The 20,633-nt window shown below is 43.7% G+C and carries 24 protein-coding genes; 8 read left to right on the plus strand and 16 right to left on the minus strand.

Annotation, left to right across the window (positions count from 1 at the left end):
* Positions 1-24 precede the first annotated feature (24 nt).
* On the minus strand, positions 25-1,869 hold the full coding sequence (locus ACZ07B_RS10435) for a monovalent cation:proton antiporter family protein (protein ID WP_464877168.1): 1,845 nt from the start codon (positions 1,867-1,869) through the stop codon (positions 25-27).
* Positions 1,870-2,100: 231 nt separating this feature from the next.
* On the opposite strand from ACZ07B_RS10435, the gene prpE reads away from it, so the two are divergent.
* Positions 2,101-2,835: a bis(5'-nucleosyl)-tetraphosphatase PrpE gene (gene prpE, locus ACZ07B_RS10440; RefSeq protein WP_024573345.1), complete on the plus strand. Its 735-nt coding sequence runs from the start codon at positions 2,101-2,103 to the stop codon at positions 2,833-2,835.
* A gap of 12 nt (positions 2,836-2,847) precedes the next feature.
* Here the strand turns inward: prpE and ACZ07B_RS10445 are convergent, their stop codons facing one another.
* Genes ACZ07B_RS10445 through ACZ07B_RS10460 form a run of 4 tightly spaced genes read right to left on the minus strand, consistent with a single transcriptional unit; the run spans position 2,848 to position 5,613 of the window.
* Positions 2,848-3,747: an RluA family pseudouridine synthase gene (locus ACZ07B_RS10445; RefSeq protein ID WP_015383360.1), complete on the minus strand. Its 900-nt coding sequence runs from the start codon at positions 3,745-3,747 to the stop codon at positions 2,848-2,850.
* Positions 3,748-3,761: 14 nt separating this feature from the next.
* Positions 3,762-4,562, minus strand: coding sequence for an NAD kinase (locus tag ACZ07B_RS10450; RefSeq protein ID WP_003232918.1), 801 nt, complete (start codon positions 4,560-4,562; stop codon positions 3,762-3,764).
* 18 nt (positions 4,563-4,580) lie between these two features.
* Positions 4,581-5,216 carry a GTP diphosphokinase gene (yjbM, locus tag ACZ07B_RS10455; protein WP_003245294.1) on the minus strand — a complete coding sequence of 212 codons (636 nt, stop codon included), beginning with the start codon at positions 5,214-5,216 and terminating at the stop codon, positions 4,581-4,583.
* A 28-nt stretch (positions 5,217-5,244) separates the two neighbouring features.
* On the minus strand, positions 5,245-5,613 hold the full coding sequence (locus ACZ07B_RS10460) for a UPF0738 family protein (RefSeq protein ID WP_003232922.1): 369 nt from the start codon (positions 5,611-5,613) through the stop codon (positions 5,245-5,247).
* A gap of 124 nt (positions 5,614-5,737) precedes the next feature.
* Here ACZ07B_RS10460 and ACZ07B_RS10465 point away from each other — a divergent pair, with 124 nt between their 5' ends.
* The 5 genes from ACZ07B_RS10465 to ACZ07B_RS10485 all read left to right on the plus strand — a co-directional run bounded on the left by ACZ07B_RS10465 (position 5,738) and on the right by ACZ07B_RS10485 (position 9,087).
* Positions 5,738-6,310: a CYTH domain-containing protein gene (locus ACZ07B_RS10465; protein WP_015252351.1), complete on the plus strand. Its 573-nt coding sequence runs from the start codon at positions 5,738-5,740 to the stop codon at positions 6,308-6,310.
* A gap of 14 nt (positions 6,311-6,324) precedes the next feature.
* The gene (cwlQ, locus tag ACZ07B_RS10470; RefSeq protein WP_024573347.1) at positions 6,325-7,059 is read left to right on the plus strand and encodes a bifunctional muramidase/murein lytic transglycosylase; all 735 of its coding nucleotides are present in this window, start codon (positions 6,325-6,327) and stop codon (positions 7,057-7,059) included.
* A gap of 251 nt (positions 7,060-7,310) precedes the next feature.
* Positions 7,311-7,709, plus strand: a complete 399-nt coding sequence (locus ACZ07B_RS10475; RefSeq protein WP_003232928.1) for a globin domain-containing protein — start codon at positions 7,311-7,313, stop codon at positions 7,707-7,709.
* Positions 7,706-8,605: a protease adaptor protein SpxH gene (gene spxH / locus ACZ07B_RS10480; protein WP_024573348.1), complete on the plus strand. Its 900-nt coding sequence runs from the start codon at positions 7,706-7,708 to the stop codon at positions 8,603-8,605. The genes ACZ07B_RS10475 and spxH overlap by 4 nt, the downstream gene beginning before the upstream one ends.
* Before the next feature lie 314 nt (positions 8,606-8,919).
* Positions 8,920-9,087, plus strand: coding sequence for a hypothetical protein (locus ACZ07B_RS10485; RefSeq protein WP_003244944.1), 168 nt, complete (start codon positions 8,920-8,922; stop codon positions 9,085-9,087).
* A 37-nt stretch (positions 9,088-9,124) separates the two neighbouring features.
* Here ACZ07B_RS10485 and pepF read toward each other — a convergent pair whose 3' ends face one another.
* Positions 9,125-10,954 carry an oligoendopeptidase F gene (pepF, locus tag ACZ07B_RS10490; protein ID WP_003245178.1) on the minus strand — a complete coding sequence of 610 codons (1,830 nt, stop codon included), beginning with the start codon at positions 10,952-10,954 and terminating at the stop codon, positions 9,125-9,127.
* Between the two features lie 229 nt (positions 10,955-11,183).
* Positions 11,184-12,305: a competence protein CoiA gene (coiA, locus tag ACZ07B_RS10495; RefSeq protein WP_254150283.1), complete on the minus strand. Its 1,122-nt coding sequence runs from the start codon at positions 12,303-12,305 to the stop codon at positions 11,184-11,186.
* Between the two features lie 73 nt (positions 12,306-12,378).
* Between coiA and ACZ07B_RS10500 the strand changes: the two genes are divergently transcribed.
* Positions 12,379-12,501, plus strand: coding sequence for a hypothetical protein (locus tag ACZ07B_RS10500; RefSeq protein ID WP_003245684.1), 123 nt, complete (start codon positions 12,379-12,381; stop codon positions 12,499-12,501).
* Here the strand turns inward: ACZ07B_RS10500 and mecA are convergent.
* Together mecA and ACZ07B_RS10510 are read right to left on the minus strand one after the other, a co-directional pair.
* The gene (gene mecA, locus ACZ07B_RS10505) at positions 12,496-13,152 is read right to left on the minus strand and encodes an adaptor protein MecA (protein WP_015383354.1); all 657 of its coding nucleotides are present in this window, start codon (positions 13,150-13,152) and stop codon (positions 12,496-12,498) included. The genes ACZ07B_RS10500 and mecA overlap by 6 nt on opposite strands.
* Positions 13,119-13,259, minus strand: a complete 141-nt coding sequence (locus ACZ07B_RS10510) for a hypothetical protein (RefSeq protein WP_119122854.1) — start codon at positions 13,257-13,259, stop codon at positions 13,119-13,121. The genes mecA and ACZ07B_RS10510 overlap by 34 nt, the downstream gene beginning before the upstream one ends.
* Before the next feature lie 169 nt (positions 13,260-13,428).
* Between ACZ07B_RS10510 and ACZ07B_RS10515 the strand changes: the two genes are divergently transcribed.
* Positions 13,429-14,085 carry a TerC family protein gene (locus ACZ07B_RS10515; protein WP_038828809.1) on the plus strand — a complete coding sequence of 219 codons (657 nt, stop codon included), beginning with the start codon at positions 13,429-13,431 and terminating at the stop codon, positions 14,083-14,085.
* A 42-nt stretch (positions 14,086-14,127) separates the two neighbouring features.
* Here the strand turns inward: ACZ07B_RS10515 and spx are convergent, their stop codons facing one another.
* From spx to oppB, 7 genes are all read right to left on the minus strand, one after another.
* The gene (gene spx / locus ACZ07B_RS10520; protein WP_014476435.1) at positions 14,128-14,523 is read right to left on the minus strand and encodes a transcriptional regulator Spx; all 396 of its coding nucleotides are present in this window, start codon (positions 14,521-14,523) and stop codon (positions 14,128-14,130) included.
* A 180-nt stretch (positions 14,524-14,703) separates the two neighbouring features.
* Complete coding sequence (locus tag ACZ07B_RS10525) at positions 14,704-15,282, minus strand: GNAT family N-acetyltransferase (RefSeq protein ID WP_003224597.1); 579 nt, start codon at positions 15,280-15,282, stop codon at positions 14,704-14,706.
* A 164-nt stretch (positions 15,283-15,446) separates the two neighbouring features.
* Positions 15,447-16,664, minus strand: coding sequence for an MFS transporter (locus ACZ07B_RS10530; RefSeq protein WP_464877224.1), 1,218 nt, complete (start codon positions 16,662-16,664; stop codon positions 15,447-15,449).
* 107 nt (positions 16,665-16,771) lie between these two features.
* On the minus strand, positions 16,772-17,689 hold the full coding sequence (oppF, locus tag ACZ07B_RS10535) for an oligopeptide ABC transporter ATP-binding protein OppF (protein ID WP_003245567.1): 918 nt from the start codon (positions 17,687-17,689) through the stop codon (positions 16,772-16,774).
* A gap of 1 nt (position 17,690) precedes the next feature.
* Positions 17,691-18,767 carry an oligopeptide ABC transporter ATP-binding protein OppD gene (gene oppD, locus ACZ07B_RS10540; protein WP_072173823.1) on the minus strand — a complete coding sequence of 359 codons (1,077 nt, stop codon included), beginning with the start codon at positions 18,765-18,767 and terminating at the stop codon, positions 17,691-17,693.
* A gap of 4 nt (positions 18,768-18,771) precedes the next feature.
* The gene (oppC, locus tag ACZ07B_RS10545) at positions 18,772-19,689 is read right to left on the minus strand and encodes an oligopeptide ABC transporter permease OppC (protein ID WP_003232954.1); all 918 of its coding nucleotides are present in this window, start codon (positions 19,687-19,689) and stop codon (positions 18,772-18,774) included.
* 3 nt (positions 19,690-19,692) lie between these two features.
* Entirely contained in the window at positions 19,693-20,628 is a 936-nt protein-coding gene (oppB, locus tag ACZ07B_RS10550) for an oligopeptide ABC transporter permease OppB (RefSeq protein WP_003245554.1), read from the minus strand.
* Positions 20,629-20,633: the final 5 nt, after the last annotated feature.

Consider the following 20,633-nt stretch of genomic DNA (forward strand, 5'->3'; position numbering starts at 1 on the left):
CACGAATCCTTATTTGGTCAAGATTTATCCTTCCAATGTTTTCTTAAGATCCGTTACGTATCCCCGAGATCCGGTGACAATTAAACGGTCTCCAAGTTTCAGCCTTGTATCCCCATGAGGAACGATGCTGTCCACACCTCTGAAGATCCTGACAAAGATGACGTCACCTGTTAAAGGGAATTCCCGTAAAATCACACCGTCGTATTTACTGTTCTCCATATTAATTTGATACAGCGAAGACTCCTGGTTCGTGAGCAGCTTCATGACGCCAGGGGCTTCAATCAGTGCGCGAAGCAGCGTTTTTGTCGACAGCAGAATAGAAAAGATGCTGATTCCCTGCTCCTTCAGAACTGCTTCATGCTCCGGTGATCCTACGCTTGCAATGACTCTTTCTGTGCCTTTTTCTTTTGCAAGTAATGCAATGTCTGCATTCATATCTTCATTCCCGGTCGCCACAACGAGGATATCCGTATCAAAAATGCCGAGTGATCCAAGCGTCTCATGTTCATAGTCAGAAATTGTTTCAACAGCAAACACTGATTCTGACAGCTTTTCCTCCGCATTCTCTTGGTAGACGTGTACAACACGCACGTCATACTCTTCCTCTGGCAATTCAAGTGTAACAGGCAAAGTCATTTGATTGGCGCCGATGAACGTAATCGTCTTTTTCTCCTCCGGCTGCTCTTCCCGTTTGTATAATTTTTTAAAACAGATCGGCGTAAAAATACTTGCAATGACGGCTACTAAAATGAGCGCTCCTGACATATTTGCGCTGATCACGTGAAGCTGCTGGCCGATTGTTGCAGCGGCAATCACGAGCGAAAGCGTTGATGTCAGCAAGAAACCAGACGCGAAAATGGTTCGGTTATCATACCATTTCTTTAAGTACATGACAGGAATGATTTTGCTGACTAACAGCGCCAGCAGCAGAAGCGGAATCATGATTAAAATTGTTTTATCCTGAAAAAGAGTCCAAATATCCAGCTTCACACCGACCATCACAAAGAAAATCGGTATTAAGAACCCATAACCAAATGAATCCAGCTGCTGAACAAGTTCTTTGTTTGGCGAAAGCAGGGAAACAAGTACCCCCGCCAAGAAAGCGCCGAGAATATTTTCCGCCCCAAGTGATTCAGACAGGGCAACGAGTACAATAATTAACGTAAAAATGGCACGCGTCCCGATCTGGATCGTCCCTTTTGACATGGACTGAACAAAAGAGCGATGTTTAAAGACCCGGCCGAAAAAGTAAAGCACCACTCCGACCGCAAACAGGATCATCAGGAGCCACATGTTTCCGCTGTCCTCTCCGTATAAAGAAGAAAAAACAGCAAGAAGAATCATCGTGGCCAAATCAGCAATAACAGCAACAAGCAAAATAATCTGCCCGATATTCGAATTCATGATCCGTTCTTCTTTTAATGTTGGAACGACAACGCCTAATGAAATCGTTGAAATAATCAGGGTCATCAAAAATGCATTTTGGATAAATCCGGCCAAGACGAACCCATAGGACAAGAGCAATGATAAAATAAAAATACCGACGAAAATAACAGATGCCGCAGCAAACGTATTCGGCGCTTCCTTGCCATTCGGCAGGAACTGCTTTTTCTTTCCTTTCTCAAACGACGAAAAATCAATTTCAAGCCCGCTTAAAAACATCAAAAAGATAAATCCGAGCATAGAGAGTGTTTGGAGCCAGGTGTCACCCTCCACAACTAAATTAAGGCCGCTTTTCCCAATAATCAGCCCCATAATGATTTCAGCAACAACAACCGGGATGCTGAGTTTAAACCGATGCAAAAGGATGGGTGTCAAAAATGCAACGATAAGTACAACAACTAATGATGCGACAGATGTATGCGCCATAATCAGAACCTCCTTTTTAAGTCAGGGTTATGCTAGTTCTCACTCAGAGAACAAAACCTCATTTTTAAAAAACATAACGCGATTTTAACAAGGGTGATGATGAAAAATAAAGTGATAAGGTCTTAATCCTGTTTAGAAAATGATTCTTCTATAATTTGCACATAAAAGCTTGTGATGACTCACACCACTTTGCTTCATAATAAATAAAACAATTGGTAAGGAGGATACCGCATGGCTTACGATATCATCAGCGATATTCATGGCTGCTATGACGAAATGACTGCATTAATCCAAAAGCTTGGCTATACAATCAAAAATGGAGTACCTGTCCACGAAGAAGGCAGGGTGCTTGTTTTTGCCGGAGATTTAACTGACAGAGGGCCTAAATCGATAGAGGTCATCCGATTTGTAGCCGGCGCTTACGAAAAAGGCGCTGTACGTTATGTCCCGGGAAACCATTGCAATAAATTATATCGTTACTTAAAAGGAAATCCGGTAAAAGTGATGCATGGTCTCGAAACTACAGCGGCAGAGCTTGAGGAACTTTCCAAGGATGAGAGAAAATCAGTCAGCGAACAGTTTATGAAGCTGTACGAAACAGCGCCGCTTTACGACATCTTACATAATGGAGAATTAGTTGTCGCCCATGCTGGCATAAGAGCTGACGATATCGGCAAATATACCCGCAGAGTGAAGGACTTTGTGCTTTACGGTGACGTGACGGGTGAAACATATCCGGACGGCAGACCCGTCAGACGTGATTGGGCGGCAGCCTATAATGGAAAGGCTTGGGTGGTATACGGTCATACACCTGTGAAAGAGCCTCGGAAGGTCAATCGCACCATCAACATTGATACAGGCTGCGTGTTCGGAAATCAACTGACAGGCTTTCGCTTTCCAGAAATAGAAACCGTCTCTGTTCCAAGCTCCCTGCCTTACGACGAATCAAGATTTCGCCCCATATAAAAAAGGAGAGAATCAATGATTCTCTCCTTTTATCAGTTTTCTCATGTCCTGAGGCAGTGGAGCATGAAACGTCATGTTCTCCTGTGTCAGCGGATGGATAAACGAAAGATGCTCGCTGTGCAGAGCCTGTCGGCCAATTTCCTGTCTCGTTCCGCCGTACAGTGTATCGCCGCACAACGGGTGCCCGAGATAGCTCATATGAACACGAATTTGATGGGTTCGTCCAGTCTCAAGCTGCAATGCCACCGAGGTCATGTCGTCATTTGCACATGTGACGTAAAAATGAGTAACAGCCTTTTGGCCGTCTGGCGTTACCGTCCGTTCAATAATACTGTCAGGATGTCTGCCAATCGGAGCATCGACTGTTCCCTCCATCTGTGCCATCCGCCCGTGAACCACTGCCGCATACCGGCGTTTCACAAGGCCGTTTTTTTGCGCAGACGATAATATGGAGTGGGCAAATCGATGCTTGGCAACAAGCATGACACCTGATGTATCCCGGTCTAGCCGGGTGACAAGATGTACTGTCGCCCTCACTCCGTTTTTTTGATAATGATCAATAATTCCATTGGCAATGCTGCCGGAGGGGTGCTCTCTCGAAGGGATTGATGACACATACGGCTGCTTGTTTATCACAAGCACATGTTCATCCTCATAAAGGATATCGAGCGGAACAGGCTCTGCCAACAGCGTCTCGCTCACCTGTTCCTCAGGAAACTTCACGATAAGAAGATCTCCCTCTTTCAAAACGTATTTGACCGTCACATGCTCACCGTTAATCTGCAGGTCTCCCCCGCCAAACTTAATATCGGTCAGCAGACGTTTCGAAATTCCCAGTTCACCGGCATATTCTTTTACAGTCATCCCGTCCTCAGCGGAAGTAATGTTCTTTCTGATAAAAAAATGCTCCACGATATGTCCTCTTTCTATTCACCTTTTCCAATAAACGAATCCTGGACTCTTTTCCAAAATGGAAACGGACGGAATCTCGCAAACCGCACTTTTTCGGATGCAACCTGGCAGCGGATCGACTTTACATCTTTATGGAGAAGGGTTAAATGGTCAATCGTCACTTGAAAGTCAACTTCGTTTCTCGGCTTAATCATGCAATCATGATGGGATGGGAGAAGCAGAGGTGACCCGACCGTACGGAACACGCGGTTATTAATTGAAGCCATTTCCGCAAGCTGGATCGCCCTGATAGAGGGATGGATAATCGCTCCGCCCAGCGCCTTATTGTAGGCTGTGCTGCCTGATGGAGTTGACAGGCAGAGGCCGTCGCCCCGGAAGGTTTCAAAGAGCTGCCCTTTGATTTCCACATCTGCAACAAGGCTTCCTTCGATGCTTTTAATCGTACATTCATTCAAAGCTAAGTATCTTTCTTCCCGCTCGTTTTCGTGATAGGTCACAATGACTTCGAGAAGCGGATATTCGACTGTATGATACGGCGTTTTCGCGATGGCAAGAACAAGTTTTTCAATTTCATGAGGAACCCAGTCGGCATAAAAACCCAGATGACCTGTGTGAACGCCGACAAATGCTGTTTTGTCCAAGCGGTCGCTGTATCTGTGAAAAGCATACAAAAGCGTTCCGTCGCCTCCGACTGAAATAACGATTTCCGGTTCATTTTCATCCAGTTCCATATCAAAATCCAATAAATACGCCTGTATTTTGCTTTTCAGCGTATCAGAAACTTGATCTCCTTTTGATGATACGGCAAATTTCATGCTCTTCTTCCCCTTTACCTATTGTTGCTCGCTTCCTTTTTTCTTTCTTGAAAAGGCAGCTTGAGCTTCCTGTACTTCACCCCTGATCTCCGACATCTCTTCATCAAGCCGGGAAGCCGCTTCAGAAGCGCGCTGAAGCCTTAGTTTTACTTTTTCAGGAATGTTTCCGCTGTATTTATAATTCAATGAATGCTCAATGGTCGCCCAAAAATTCATCGCCAGTGTACGGATCTGTATTTCTACGAGAACATGCTTTTCTCCGGATACCGTCTGCAAAGGGTACAGCACAACAAGATGGTATGACCGGTATCCGCTCTCTTTATGTTCCGCAATATAATCCCTCTGATCCACAACGGTGAAATCTTTTCTGGCAAAAAGCATCTCTTTTACGATTTGGATGTCATCGACAAATTGGCACATGATTCTAAGGCCAGCAATGTCCTGCATGGTTTCAATTTCATGCAGCGGTATGCTTTTCCGTCTCGCTTTTTCAAGTATGCTCGCCACAGGCTTGACGCGTCCGGTCACAAATTCGATCGGTGAATGGTCGTCCTCGTATTCATATAGTGTGCGGATCCCCTTGAGCTTCACTTTCAACTCTTCGACAGCCTGGCGGTACGGCACTAAAAAACGCTCCCATTGTTTGTCATCCATCATACATCCCCCAATTCCGAACCAGTTTCTATAAAAACACGCGTTTCACTTTTTCTTCCATTTCTTCTCCATAGTTTGCGTTATCTTTTATATTTTCTAAAAGATATTCCAGCTCCTCATGCAGGCCTGCCAGTTCAATTGTTTGGTCTCCTGCCTCTAAAACAACCGGTATTTTTTGTGCATGGGCCTGCTTCAGTTCCGGCCATACATGTTCCTTTATAATGACATATTCAAAAGAATCAGCTAATTCAAGTATGTATACAAAAGCAAAGTGGTCAGAATCAACAAGCATTTGACCTGACGGCTTGCGTTCCGCTTCGTTTCCTTCTGTCTGACAGGCAAGGCGAAGCTGATCATCCGATAATGTTGCATTCAAAATTTCGATTCTGTTTTGCATAATGCTCTCCTTTTTTAAACAAAGTACAGATTCATTTTATCATATCGAGCTCGATATTGATAAACCTAACATCTAAAGAGATAATAGTAAAAATAAGATTTACAGGGCGGAAAGGAAGAGCATCATGAGCCAAGAAATTGAAATCGAATTTAAAAACATGCTGACCAAACAAGAATTCAAAAACATAGCAGCGGCACTCCAGCTGACAGAAAAAGATTTTACAGATCAAAAGAATCATTATTTTGATACAGACAGCTTCGCGCTGAAACAAAAACATGCTGCGCTTCGTATCCGCAGAAAAAACGGAAAGTATGTTCTTACATTAAAGGAGCCGGCTGATGTGGGGCTTCTGGAAACGCACCAGCAGCTTTCAGAGGTATCAGATCTCGCTGGATTTTCAGTTCCCGAGGGCCCCGTGAAGGACCAGCTGCACAAGCTTCAGATCGATACGGATGCCATTCAATACTTTGGATCTTTAGCAACAAACCGTGCGGAAAAAGAAACAGAAAAAGGCTTAATAGTTTTAGACCACAGCCGATATTTAAATAAAGAGGACTATGAAATTGAATTTGAGGCGGCGGATTGGCATGAGGGCAGACAAGCCTTCGAGAAGCTGCTTCAGCAATTCAGCATTCCTCAGCGCGAAACCAAAAATAAAATTCTGCGTTTTTATGAAGAAAAACGAAAGTCTATATAAGGTGGAATGACATCGTGAATGTAACGAATTGGGCAGCTTTACTTCAGCTTCAGGCACTACAGTCCATATCTAATGCACGCAGCAGCACGGACACTCAGAATACGGAAAGCCCGCTTTCAAGTTTCAGTTCTTTGCTCAGCCAATATACAAACGGTCTGACATCTCAGCAATCAGCACCTTCTTCATCGCCAAGCCCGCTCAGCATGCTGAACAGCGCGAATACAACAGCGCCGTCACTGCTTTCAGCGTATGGGCTTAACTCATATACGAGCAGCAATTCAGGTTCAATCACAAAAGCGGCAGAAAGCACTAAAACAGCTGCTGCAGATTCAGCTTCAAACAAACACGAAGCAAATCAGATTAGTTCGGGAGACTTTTCTATTGACAGTGCGATTAAAAAAGCCGCTGATAAATATGGCGTTGATGAAAAACTGATCCGTGCCGTCATCAAACAAGAATCAGGCTTTAATGCAAAAGCGGTCAGCGGAGCAGGTGCGATGGGCCTCATGCAGCTGATGCCGTCAACAGCAAGCTCACTTGGCGTTTCCAATCCGCTTGATCCACAACAAAATGTGGAAGGCGGAACGAAATATTTAAAACAAATGCTGGATAAATACGACGGCAATGTGTCTATGGCATTAGCGGCTTACAACGCCGGACCGGGGAATGTTGACCGATACGGAGGCATTCCTCCTTTTCAAGAAACGCAAAACTATGTAAAAAAAATAACTTCAGCTTATTACGCGTAACCAGAGGGCTTCCCCTCTGGTTTTTTTGCGAAGTGAAATCTTACGCATTCCTGATTTTTATGTGATATGATATGAAATACAAACCCCGGCTGTCAGCCGAAATGAGTCATCATACGCAAAAAAGGCAGTTTGTTTGTAGAAATGATGCCTTGTTGCTAAAATAAACCTAGATGAAACAATGAAATACAGAAAATTACTTTTTGCAATAGGATTTATGATTCCTATTAGCCATATTTAAAGGAGTAGTCAACATGGGACAATCGTTTAACGCACCTTATGAAGCGATTGGAGAGGAACTTCTATCGCAACTTGTTGATACTTTTTATGAGCGTGTCGCGTCTCATCCTTTGCTGAAGCCGATTTTTCCAAGCGATTTGACAGAAACCGCCAGGAAACAGAAGCAATTCTTAACTCAGTATTTAGGCGGGCCTCCTCTTTATACTGAGGAACACGGCCATCCTATGCTCAGAGCAAGGCATCTTCCCTTTCCAATTACAAACGAGAGAGCTGATGCGTGGCTCAGCTGTATGAAGGACGCAATGGACCATGTAGGGCTGGAGGGCGAAATTCGTGAGTTTTTGTTTGGCCGGCTGGAGTTGACAGCAAGGCATATGGTGAATCAAACGGAAGCGGAGGATCGATCATCTTGACAAACTATCAGCATGAGCTATACTTCGCCCATTGCCACGGTCATCCAAAAAAACCGCTTGAAATTTATATGTTTGTAGACCCTTTATGTCCTGAATGCTGGTCCTTAGAGCCCGTCATCAAAAAGCTGAAAATCAGATACGGACGTTTTTTCACCTTACGCATTATCGCTTCCGCAAGCCTTACCGCTTTAAATAAAAAGCGAAAAAAGCATCTTCTCGCAGAAGCATGGGAAAAGATCGCGAGCCGCTCTGGCATGTCATGTGACGGCAATGTCTGGTTCGAACAGGAACAGCCGCTTTCATCGCCTTATATGGCTGCTCTCGCTTTTAAAGCAGCCGAATTGCAAGGACGAAAAGCCGGCATGCAATTTCTCAGAAATATGCAGGAGAGCCTATTTGTTTCAAAGAAAAATATTACGGATGAAAACGTGCTTTTGGAGATTGCTGAAAATACAAGTCTCGATCTTGAAGAATTCAAAAAAGATCTGCATTCTCAAAGCGCGGTCAAGGCGCTTCAATGTGACATGAAAATTGCTGCTGAGATGGATGTTTCTGTTAATCCGACACTGACGTTTTTTAATACGCAGCATGAGGATGAAGGGCTTAAAGTTCCTGGCAGCTACTCATATGATGTATATGAAGAAATTTTATTTGAGATGCTTGGCGACGAGCCGAAGCCGTCGGAAACACCGCCTTTAGAATGTTTTATTGAATATTTCCGCTTCGTTGCCTCGAAGGAAATTGCTCTTGTATATGACCTGAGCTTGGAAGAGGTAGAAAAAGAAATGAAAAAACTGGCGTTTGCTAAAAAGGTTGCCAAAGTGGAAGCCAAACACGGAATGTTTTGGAAGTCTCTCAGCACTTATTCTGATGAATATCAATCATGTGAAAAATAGCCGCAGGCGTGCATATGCTTGAGGCTGTTTTTTTACGCCCTGAACCAAACATACGTTCTAATTTTAACGCTAAAGAAACCGCGCCGGGATAAGCGCGGTTTCATATGTCTTAACGACAACAAAGGGGATGGGAGAAATTTTTCACGGTCAAACAAAGGGGTAATGTTTGTTTGTGATCAATTTCACATCCTTATGATAACAAAAGATGTCGACTTTTGACAACCTCTATGCTTAATGTTCATATTTTTGTCACAAAACATAACGAAGTGCATTCACTCATATCCTTATAAGGAAAAAGGACGAGGAGGATCGCCATGATGTCTACTTTGATCTCAATTGTGTGCATTGCCGTTTTTTTCTGTCTGAATATCTTAGGCATGATGCATATGCTGCCGCTTTATATTACCTCTCCTCTGCTGTTTCTGTCTATTTTGTTTACCCTCTATCGCTTGAATCACCGGAAAACCTTTAAAGGGTTTTAAAAAAGCCTGTGCGTCATTTCCGCACAGGCTTACTTTTTTAAGACTGCTTGACTTTCATCAGCAGCTCTTCCATTTCATCAAGTTTTTCTTCAAACATTTTGCACGCGGCTTCGATTGGCTCTGGAGACGTCATATCAACACCCGCTTTTTTCAGGACATCAATCGGGTATTGTGAGCTTCCCGCTTTCAGGAAGTCAATATAACGGTCAACCGCCGGCTTTCCTTCCTTCAAAATCTGGCTGCTTAATGCTTGGGCAGCGCTGTACCCTGTCGCATACTGATACACATAGTAATTGTAATAGAAGTGCGGAATTCGCGACCATTCAAGGCCGATTTCCTTATCAATCACCATGCCGTCTCCAAAATACTTTTTATTCAGGTCGTAATAGACATTTGTCAGAAGCTCAGGTGTAAGCGGCTCGCCTTCTTGCGCCTTTGTATGGATCAGATGTTCAAATTCAGCGAACATCGTTTGTCTGAAAACCGTTCCCCTGAAGCCCTCAAGCATATGGTTGAGAATATATAAGCGCTGTTTTTCATCCTCTAAATTGTTCAGCAGATATTCGCCAAGGAGCGCTTCATTTGTCGTAGAGGCAACTTCCGCGACAAAGATGCTGTAATTGCCATATGGATAAGGCTGGTGCTTTCTCGTATAGTAGCTGTGTACGGAATGTCCAAACTCGTGCACGAGCGTAAAGAGATTATTGACGTTATTATGCCAGTTCATCAAAATATACGGATTCGTGCCGTAAGCTCCTGATGAATAAGCCCCATTGCGTTTGCCTTTATTTTCGTAAACGTCCACCCAGCGGTTTTCCAGTCCTTCTTTTAGGATAGAGGCATATTCTTCCCCTAAAGGTGCAAGGCCTTTCAGCATGTAATCTTTGGCTTCCTCGTATGTCACCTTCATCCCAGCATCTTTCACAAGCGGTGTATACAGGTCATAGATATGCACTTCATCAAGCTCAAGCACTTTCTTTCTTAGCGCAATATAGCGGTGCAGGAGCGGCAAATGCTTATTAATCGTCTTAACAAGGTTATCGTATACTTCCTCAGGAATACTGTTGTTAGAAAGCGCAGCCTCACGCGCGGACTTGTACTTTTTCACTCTCGCGTAGAAGTTGTCCTTTTTCACAGTGCCGCTAAGCGTCGTGGCCATTGTGTTTTTATATTGTCCGTACGTTTTATACACTGCGTCAAACGCATTTTTGCGGACTTCACGGTTTTCACTTTCCAAGAAATTAATAAAGTTGCCGTGGGTGATCTGTTTCTCATTCCCATCTTCGTCTTTAATGGACGGAAACGTAATATCTGCGTTATTTAACACGCTGAATGTATTTGAAGATGACCCCAGTACCTCGGAGGCTTCAGCAAGCAGCGCCTCTTCCTTCTCGCTCAGCACATGCGGACGTTCCTTTGTAATCTCCTCAATCGCATGAGAGTACAGCTTCAATTCTTCTTTTTCAAGAATGAACTGCTGCAGTTTGTCTTCTTCTATGGATAAAATCTCCGGAACCAAATAAGCTGTCGCGCTTGCGGCCTGTGTATACAGGTTTCCCGCCTTGTCATTCAGCCCCTGGTAAAAGGAGTTCCCAGTATCCTGGTCAGAGCGCATATGCGCATATGTGTACAGCCTACCCAGCCGCTCCATCACTTTATCTTGATACGTAAGAGCCTCGTATAAATGATCAGCTGAATCTGCCAGCTTTCCTTTATACTTAGATAAATTCGGAATTAATTCTTTTACAGCTTGAAATTCTTTATTCCAGGCCTCATCACTAGGAAAAATATCCTCAAGTCTCCATGTGTCTTCTGCCTTTACCTCACTTCTGTCAGGCAGTTGGTTTGCTTTTTTTTCCTCAGCCATGGTGATCCCCCTCGTCTTCTTTGATTCAAGCCAATTGAAAAAACAGCTGTTTCTCAATAAACTTGTGTTGTGAATATCTTCCGGTTTTTCACTGCCTTTTGTCAAATCATATGCAGTAATGAAGAGAACGAATGCCAAAAAAGCAGTAAAAACACGAAAAACCTTTCCTTTTGTGCCTTTCACAGCCTGCCCACCACCTTTGTCTTAGGGTGAGCCAAATAAGACAAACTCATTCTATAAAACAGCTGCGGTCTCTTTCTATAAGATCCTGCATGGAGTGTATGCCGCCTGCAGGCTGATTCAGCACATATACTTCTTTCTGAGTCTCCCTTAAAAATCCCTTCTTGCACAAAAAATCAATATACTGTTTAACCGCTTCTGAAAGACACTCTTCGCTGCATTCAAACCTGAGTGCAATGTTCTTATTATGAATGTGCAGTTTGCACTGCTGCAAAACGGCTGAAAAACGAATTGGCGCACGTTTACCTCCAAGATCCGTCATAAACAAATAAAGAAACCCCTGCCACACAAAAACCGGACTCTTAAAAACTGCCCCTTTTCTAACAGGAACAAACACTTCAGTCGGCAGAAAAGAAAAAGGCGTCTGCCGTTTCTCATAAAACAGCAGCCTAAGGCGATTTGTTTCCTTTGAGTTAAACCGATGGGGTTTATGGCGAAAACGGTGAATCGCTTTCGTCCAGCCTGAATATTGAATTGAGGGTTTCGGTTCAGTGAAAAAAAGATCGTCTACACCTGCCCGATGGATAGGGATCGTTTGGACTGAGGAATAAGAATGGTTTGTGTAGAATGGAATGATGTGGCTGAGCCGGAGAAAAGAACGCCTTTCAGGACAATAACATATCAGCTCTCTGTATGGACTTGCATTGATAAACTGCCAATGAAAAGCTGAAAGCTGATAAAAGGACGAAGCAGTCCGTTTTAAGCGGCTGTATCCCATAATCCACTGCGGGATGATTCCTTCTTGTTTGAAGCCCTCTGTCCGCTTTTGAAAGACATCTGGAGCGATAGTGGCGCATTGATATTCAACAGCAAGCATATGCTCCTTGATCCTTGCCATGACGTCCGGTCTTTGGTTGATTGTCCTTATATACGGCTCCAATATTGGTGAAGCCCGTTGTGTTTTCAGCCATACATACAGCTGTCTTTTTCCTTCTAAGTGGTAGGCGCTTTCCGGTTCGATGTCTATGGAGCAGGACTTGTTCTGTTTATGGGCAAAATGCGGCGCTTTTTGAAGTCCGAGCTTCACAGCTAGCTCTCCTCCGCATACCGGACAGAAGAACCGTCTCCGCTTTAATTTCTGGTTTTGCTGAGCGCCTAGAAGGTGAAACATTTGGCCGTCTTCAGTCACAGCACTAAACAATTGTCATCTCTCCTTTCCAGATGAAGTATACTTTCTGGAAAAGATGATCAACTCCTGTTCGCTGTATTTTCTGCTTGTCTATATGTTTTTGATTTTTCACATCTCTAAAATGGCATTTTCGTGCATAAAAAAAACCGATTTCCGGAAGGAAATCGGTTTGCTATGATGCAAAGTGTTTTTTTATCGTTTCTAGAGCATGCTCTGAAATAATCAGCTTGCCGTACTCTTCAAGACGGTGTATGCTGATTGAGGATTCAGTTGCGTACTCCAGCAGGATGCTTAGCTGATTTTCAACCTCTTCATCAGTCATATTGCAAAAATCTACATATAAATAATATCGGTTCTCAAACGAATATAAAGTCGTTTTGCTTCCGTTAACGTTCAAATTAGATAGAGAAATAACATCCTCAAAATCGCCAAATCGCAAGACAAATTGAAGCTTTTGCTCCTTCTCTTCCTGATTGACGGCTTGCTCTTCTTTCTGGAAATCATCCAGCAAGGCGTCAAGATCCTCAGATGCTGGTTCTTGCTTTTTATCCTCAGGAATCGGCAGTTCGAGCTTTTGTCCGTCTTTGGAAAGCTGGGCTTTTGTGACGATGATTTCTAATCCTTTGTCCAGTGCCTGAACTTGAATCCAAAGTGGGCCTTCCACAGCGAATTCCTCTTCTTCATGAACTTCATCCATGACTTCCCAGAAAAGTTCTTCACTGCGCTCACGGTTATACCAAATTTCTTCTCTGTCAAAACCGCGATCTTCAATATCTCCGTAAGACATATAAAATTTTACTGTATGCTCGTTAATTCTTTCAATTTCCATTTGCCAACCTTCCCTTCTATATAAGATGTTGAAGGGACATCTAAGCTCCCGATTAATTGTACTTTACTACACTTTACCCATTCCGTCCACATCTTAACCTTAACCAAGGCCAGTGTGAATTCCTTTGTATTTCTATTTTATGATAAAACAGTCACAAAAGAAATAAAAATGCACCTTTGCCTAAAAAACGGCAGTTCAGGCGGCTGATATCATAAAATACAACCTGTCTCATATAGTAGTAGTACAAGCGAAGGACTGAAAGCGAGGTGCCGCTTCATGGAGCATGACTATCTGATTTCTCTGCTTGTCATTGTTGGGATTGACCTGATCCTCGGCGGAGATAACGCGGTTGTTATTGCCATGGCCAGCAGACATTTGCCGGACAAGCAAAGACAGCAAGCCATTATTCTCGGAACATTTATTGCCGTTGCTATGAGAATCGGATTAACAAGTGCAGCAGTATATCTTTTGAACATTCCGTTCTTGCAGTGCGCCGGCGGAATTTTCCTGCTATATTTAGGATATCAGCTGCTGATTGAAAAAAAAGACACGAAACACATTAAAAGCAGCACCTCCCTGTGGAGAGCGATACGAACGATTGTGCTTGCAGATCTCTTTATGTCGCTGGACAACGTCATCGCAGTTGCGGGAGCATCACACGGTGAGTTTTCTCTCGTTGTTATAGGTTTGTGTGTATCGGTTCCGGTTATTATTTGGGGCAGCAAACTCATCCATATTGCACTAGAGAAAATACCGCTTCTGATTTACGCGGGAAGCGGGCTGCTTGCTTATACTGGCGGAGAAATGATTGTCAGAGACAAAAAGCTGTCGCTTTTTATGGCGCAGCACGACACAGTCGAAACGCTCCTCCCCATTTTGACGGTTGCGTTTGTCATCCTTGCGAGCATTTATTACCAGCAGGTTGAAAAATAAAAGAAGGCTGATCACTCAGCCTTCTTTTGATGATACGATCTATTAGTTTGCCAAACGCTGTGCTTCTCTTAATTGGAAAGAGCGAACTTTTCTTGGCAGGAAACGTCTGATTTCGTCTTCGTTATATCCGACCTGCAAACGTTTTTCGTCAATGATGATCGGACGGCGAAGCAAACCTGGATGCTCGTTGATCAAGCGGTATAAATCTTGCAGCGGCATAGATTCAACGTTCACATTCAGTTTTTGGAATACTTTTGAACGGGTTGAGATGATTTCATCTGTTCCATCCTCAGTCATTCGAAGAATTTGTTTTATTTCATCAATTGATAAAGGTTCAGAGAAAATGTTTCTTTCTACAAATGGAATATCGTGCTCCTCGAGCCACGCTCTCGCCTTTCTGCATGAAGTACAGCTTGGTGATGTGTATAGTGTAACCATTCATCTTCACTCCTCTAATTAGTAGGATGAACATCTATTTTATTCTTAAATTGAAATTACTCTAAAAAAGGAATCTTTACAGGTATTATACTATAAAAAAGTAAGTGTGAACAGTATCCTAAGAAAAAAATGTGTCAATCCAGCAAATTTTTAATGTTCATGATATGTTCCAATTCTCAATTAGCTTAACTGATCGAAAATATTTTTTTGTTTCTCTTCATCAATGAGTTTCAGGACTTCATCCGTTTTTTCGTACGATTCCCCGTACCATTTCTCGTCTTTATAAGTATGAATGTTTTCATATGTCTGTTTCATGGCTTCAAGAATTTCTTCTTCTGATTCTGTTTTTGGTGACCAGTACAGAATCTCCATCTTGTTTACTTCATTCGTAGCCAATGACCGGCGCCGGTACCCAATTGACTGAGCATGCTTGAAATGCTCTCTTTGATAAAACCTCAGGCGTTTTTCTGTATCAGTATCATCTTCATCCACAGGTTCCACCTCGAGCAATATGGGCTTATTTTTCTTTTTCAGCTTCGCGATCAATTTGCCGCCAAGCCCCTGCCCTCTTGCATCCTTAGACACATACAGATAATCAACGAAGATAAAAGAATCGAATTCCGCAAACATTAAAATATGATGTTTGCCTTCATCTTTATGATAAATATCGCTTCGCTCTTTCAGAAGAGCTTCCATATGCGCTTTTGATTTCATTTCTTCAATTGGAAAGTACTCGCTAAGCTTTTCATACCAGTTCATTGATTTGCTCCTTATGAGTTCGTTGTCTTCATACTTTTAGATATACCCCATTTCTTCTTGTTTAAACAGCCTTACATCTATAAAGACGTGCGAACTTCCGCCATGGTTTCATTTTTTTTTCAGCAAAAACGGAGCCAGCTGCTCCGTTCATTTTGAATTGTTTCTCATTGAACTCGATTTTCCCGCCTGTAATGAATCAGGCGGGGCTGCGCCAGTGCAATCAGAAATGTCATGATATATAATGCAGCAGCCGCGATAAAAGCTATTTTCGCACCAGCAGCATCAGCCACTAGCCCCATAATGGAGTAGGTGACGCCTGACCAAGGAGTCAAAATCGCATTTTTTGCAGCCATGATTCCGATTCGTTTCTGCTCGGGAATAACCTCCTGCAGCATGGTTTCCTGGCAAATATCACGCACCTGATAAAAAGGCCCCATTGCAGCACAAGCCAGAGCGCATAAAAATGGGACTGGAGAAAATGAAAACAAAAGGGTCAGCGCCGACATTACAAGCGAGCTGAACATAATGGCATAGCCCATGTTCCGCTCAAAAAAAGAAGAAAAACGAATGGCAATCACACTGCCGACAATTGCGCCTATAAAATAGGAAGCGTTAAACATCCCCCACCACACCTCTGTTTCATGCAAAACAGCCGCAGTAAATGCGAGGAGAATAGCAGATGACCATACGGAACCCGCCAAAGGTTCTATCATGTCCATTACAGTAATGTCTCTTACAATAGGGATGATCATTAAATCCTTCCATATACTTCTGGCAGATGCTGTTTCAGCAGTTCCTACAGCCTCTTCTTCATTTACATGCAGCATACTGATGGAAGCTCCCGATAGAACAAACAGGCAAATGGCAGCGCCGACAACGAGTTCAAAAGGGACAGCGTACGTTAGAAGGCCTCCAAGGCCCCAGCCTGCTGTTAAGAACAATTGATTCGAGAGGGAGATCACACCATTTGCTTTTACATATTGCTTCTTTGGAACAATAATCGGCAGCAGCGCAAATCTTGCCGGCTGAAAAAAAGCGCCCGCGAAGGAAAAACAAAACACAAACAGCAGCGTAATCCAAAAGAATGCCTGTCCGTGATGAGTGACGCTGTATGCCATCAGTATTGTAAAGACCGCTCTCAGCAGATTCGCTCCCGCAAGCACCTTTTTAAAACCGAGAATGCGAAGCACCGGAGAGACGCAAAAGCTTGCTGCTATACTCGCAAACGACATGAACGATAAAATAAGGCTTGCCAAAAAAACGGAGTCAGTCATTTGATAGACCCGGACCATTAAAACGATTGTGACGAGGACTCCTGCTAAAGATTGAAGAGATTGAGACAGCAATAGCGCAAAAACATTTTTGTTATGCAGAAATTGAATTGTATTTCGCCTCCGCTTTTTTCCTCTAATTGTAAATGTCATCATTCTCACTTTCTATGATGCCGTAAAAAAATCCTTCAAGAGATTTCTCTTGAAGGATTGATAAATCATGAAAAAGCTTTAAATTCGGCTTCCGTGCACATCACAAAATGTCCCGGTTTGACTTCACGGAATTCCATCGTTTCCCCATCCTTTAATTGATGAACAGACGGATCATATTTCTGGCGAACGCGATTTCTCTCATAGTCCGGATCAGGAAGCGGAATCGCAGAAAGCAATGATTTTGTATACGGGTGAAGCGGATTCTCATACAGCTCATCTGCCGGCGCAAGCTCAACCAGTTTCCCGAAATACATGACTCCAATGCGGTCACTGATGTATTTGACCATCGATAAATCGTGGGCAATAAACAGGTATGTGAGCCCTTTTTCTTTTTGCAGTTCTTTCATTAAATTCACGACCTGCGCTTGAATGGATACATCCAAAGCGGAAATCGGCTCATCCGCGATAATGAATTCCGGATCAACAGCAAGAGCTCTGGCAATCCCGATTCTTTGGCGCTGGCCGCCGGAAAATTCATGCGGATAGCGGTTCGCGTGTTCCTTGTTTAAACCAACTGTTTCCAATAGTTCATGAACTCGCTGCATCCGCTCTTTTTTCGTTTTCGCCAGCTTATGAATATCAAGGCCTTCAGCAATAATATCAGCAACTGTCATTCTCGGATTTAGGGATGCATAGGGGTCTTGGAAAATCATCTGCATTTTGCGGTTGAATTCCAGCAGCTTTTTCCGCGATTTTCTCCCGTGCACATTTTCACCGTTAAACAGAACCTCACCATCGGTTGCTTCGTACAGCCGGATAATGCTTCGGCCTGTTGTCGATTTACCGCAGCCAGATTCACCAACCAGCCCTAATGTTTCACCTTTATAGATATCAAATGATAAATCATCTACAGCCTTAACCGTTCCCCTCGGCGTGACAAAGTGCTGTTTTAAATGTTTGATTTCTAATAGTTTTTCAGTCAATTCATTCACCTTCTCTCACTAAGACAGGTTTTTCAAACGTGTTTGCCAGTTTACGCATTTTCGCTTTTACCGCTTCAGGCGGCTCTACCTTTGGCGCGTCGGGATGAAGCAGCCACGATTTGACATAATGAGTATCAGATACCTTAAACATTGGCGGCTCCTGTTCAAAATCGATTTTCATCGCATAAGGGCTCCGCAGGGCAAAAGCATCTCCTTTTGGCGGGTTTGTCAAATCAGGCGGTGTGCCCGGAATGGCAGTCAGCTCTTCCTCTCCTGAACTTTCCAGTGTCGGCATGGATGCAAGAAGCCCCCAAGTATACGGATGTCTCGGATCGTAGAAAATTTCGTCTACCGTACCGGTTTCTACAATCTGTCCCGCGTACATGACAGCGACCCGGTCAGCAACGTTAGCCACAACACCAAGATCGTGTGTGATAAAGATGATGGACGTGTCAATTTTCTTTTGCAAATCCTTCATCAATTCCAGAATTTGCGCTTGAATCGTTACATCAAGTGCAGTGGTCGGCTCGTCGGCGATCAGAAGCTTCGGATTCGCCGCAAGCGCCATCGCAATGACAACCCGCTGCCTCATACCGCCTGAAAATTCGTGCGGAAATTGGTTCACCCGCTTTTCCGGCATTGGGATACCGACTAATTCCAGCAGTTCAACCGCGCGTTTTTTAGCCGCTTCCTTCGAGATCTTTTCGTGTTTAAAAAGCACTTCCGTAATTTGTTTACCGACCTTCATCGTTGGATTTAAAGAGGTCATCGGATCTTGGAATATCATGCCGATCTCTTTTCCCCGGACATTTTGCATTTCTTTTTCGGACAGCGGCACCAGATCCTTTCCTTCAAACAGGATCTCACCGCGTTTGAAATAACCCGGAGGCATTGGAATCAGCTTCATGATTGCCTGAGAGGTTACACTTTTTCCGGACCCTGATTCGCCGACGATAGCCAGCGTCTCTCCTTTATCCAGATGGAAATTCACTCCGCGGATCGCTTGGACCTCTCCGCCATATGTTTTAAATGAAATTGCTAAATCTTTTACTTCTAATAGGCGTGTCACCCGTATCACTCCCTTATTTACGTAACTTAGGATCCAATGCGTCTCTTAATCCGTCGCCGACAACGTTAAAGCCAAACATTGTAATGCAGATAAATCCGGCAGGGAAGAATAAACGCCACGGATAATAGGTCAATGCAGGCAATCCGTCAGAAGCCATCGTTCCCCAGCTTGCCAGCGGAGCCGGAACACCGAGTCCCAAATAGCTTAAAAAGGCTTCTGTAAAAATCGCAGTAGGAACTGTCAGTGTCATCGTGACCAAAATAGAACCCATTGCGTTTGGCACGATATGTTTAAACAGAAGACGGGATGTTTTTGCACCCAGTGTCTGTGAAGCAAGCACATACTCCTGATTCTTCAGCTGCAGCACTTGTCCGCGCACGATTCTGGCCATATTAATCCAGCCTGTAATCGTCATGGCAATAATAATCGTAAATAGACCTTTCGGAAGAACAACCATCAGTAAGATAACCATTAATAATGAAGGAACTGCCCAAAGGATATCAGCGATACGCATCATGATTTCGTCCGTTCTGCCTCCGCGGAAGCCTGAAATGCTCCCCCAAATGACGCCGATCAGCAAATCAAGAACAGCAGCTGCAACACCGATAAAGATTGAGATTCGCGCCCCTACCCATGTACGGACGAAAATGTCCCGCCCAAGATCATCTGTTCCGAACCAGTGATCTTTTGAAGGCGGCTTATCCGCATTTAAGAGATTAGTAGTTGAATAATCATACCTTGAGAACATCGGCGCAAAAATTGCCATAAGGATAATAAGTACGATAATGATAAGCCCGACCATTGCAAGCTTATTGCTGCGGAAGCGAAGCATCGCATCTTTCCAGAGGGAAAGGCTCTTTTTACTTATTTTTTCTGCATCGCCGGCATTCGCTGCGGCTGGTTCAAACATGTTTTTTGGAATGTTCTGCATGGCCTAGGCTCCTTTCTTTGCTTTGGAAAGCTTGATTCTTGGATCAATAATGCCGTATAACACATCTACGATTAATACACACAATAGCAGGATGACACTGAAGAACACCGTTACACCCATAATGACCGTATAATCACGGTTTGTAATACTGTTGACGAAGTGTGCACCAAGCCCCGGGATCCCAAAAATGGTTTCAATAATGAAGCTCCCCGTTAAGACCTGTGCGGCCATCGGGCCCATATATGTAACAACCGGCAAAAGCGCGTTTCGAATGGCGTGCCGCACTGTAACCGCTGGGCGGGACAGCCCTTTCGCTTTCGCTGTGCGGATATAATCACTGTTTAACACTTCGATCATGCTTGAACGGGAAAGTCTGGCAATAAACGCCATCGGCATGGAAGCAAGTGCGATTGAAGGCAAAAAGGTGTATGCCCAGGAATCCCACCCCGCGACCGGAAACAGCCCAAGCTTCATGGAGAACACATATTGCAGAACAGCCGCCATGATAAAGCTCGGAACCGAAATACCAAATATCGTTAAAATCGCGACGGTATAATCCTGCCACTTATTATGGTAAAGGGCTGCAATGACCCCAAACAATACACCTAACGCTAAAGCGAGGAGAATAGCTTCTGCTCCAAGAGTAAATGAAACGGGGAAACCTGAACTGATCAGGTCGTTAACACTCTGACCTTTATATTTAAATGACGGTCCGAAATCCCACATTGCAACTGATTTCAAATAACTGACATATTGTACAAACAGCGGCTTGTCCAAGCCATAATGCGCATTTAAATTTGCTTCAATTTCAGGCGGAAGCTTTTTCTCACCTGAAAATGGCCCGCCCGGTGCTGCTTGCATTAAGAAGAATGTCACAGTTACAATCACAAATAGTGTGATAATCATATAGACTAAGCGTCTTCCGATATATTTTAGCAAGGGGG

This window comes from Bacillus sp. 9.4, assembly GCF_055486415.1.

Bases quoted from the DNA above. Each gene is read 5' to 3' on its own strand.
- ACZ07B_RS10435 (WP_464877168.1), bottom strand. From the start codon at position 1,869: ATGGCGCATACATCTGTCGCATCATTAGTTGTTGTACTTATCGTTGCA.
- prpE (WP_024573345.1), top strand. From the start codon at position 2,101: ATGGCTTACGATATCATCAGCGATATTCATGGCTGCTATGACGAAATG.
- ACZ07B_RS10450 (WP_003232918.1), bottom strand. From the start codon at position 4,562: ATGAAATTTGCCGTATCATCAAAAGGAGATCAAGTTTCTGATACGCTG.
- yjbM (WP_003245294.1), bottom strand. From the start codon at position 5,216: ATGGATGACAAACAATGGGAGCGTTTTTTAGTGCCGTACCGCCAGGCT.
- ACZ07B_RS10460 (WP_003232922.1), bottom strand. From the start codon at position 5,613: ATGCAAAACAGAATCGAAATTTTGAATGCAACATTATCGGATGATCAG.
- ACZ07B_RS10465 (WP_015252351.1), top strand. From the start codon at position 5,738: ATGAGCCAAGAAATTGAAATCGAATTTAAAAACATGCTGACCAAACAA.
- ACZ07B_RS10475 (WP_003232928.1), top strand. From the start codon at position 7,311: ATGGGACAATCGTTTAACGCACCTTATGAAGCGATTGGAGAGGAACTT.
- ACZ07B_RS10485 (WP_003244944.1), top strand. From the start codon at position 8,920: ATGATGTCTACTTTGATCTCAATTGTGTGCATTGCCGTTTTTTTCTGT.
- pepF (WP_003245178.1), bottom strand. From the start codon at position 10,954: ATGGCTGAGGAAAAAAAAGCAAACCAACTGCCTGACAGAAGTGAGGTA.
- coiA (WP_254150283.1), bottom strand. From the start codon at position 12,305: ATGTTTCACCTTCTAGGCGCTCAGCAAAACCAGAAATTAAAGCGGAGA.
- ACZ07B_RS10500 (WP_003245684.1), top strand. From the start codon at position 12,379: ATGATCAACTCCTGTTCGCTGTATTTTCTGCTTGTCTATATGTTTTTG.
- mecA (WP_015383354.1), bottom strand. From the start codon at position 13,152: ATGGAAATTGAAAGAATTAACGAGCATACAGTAAAATTTTATATGTCT.
- ACZ07B_RS10515 (WP_038828809.1), top strand. From the start codon at position 13,429: ATGGAGCATGACTATCTGATTTCTCTGCTTGTCATTGTTGGGATTGAC.
- spx (WP_014476435.1), bottom strand. From the start codon at position 14,523: ATGGTTACACTATACACATCACCAAGCTGTACTTCATGCAGAAAGGCG.
- ACZ07B_RS10525 (WP_003224597.1), bottom strand. From the start codon at position 15,282: ATGAACTGGTATGAAAAGCTTAGCGAGTACTTTCCAATTGAAGAAATG.
- oppC (WP_003232954.1), bottom strand. From the start codon at position 19,689: ATGCAGAACATTCCAAAAAACATGTTTGAACCAGCCGCAGCGAATGCC.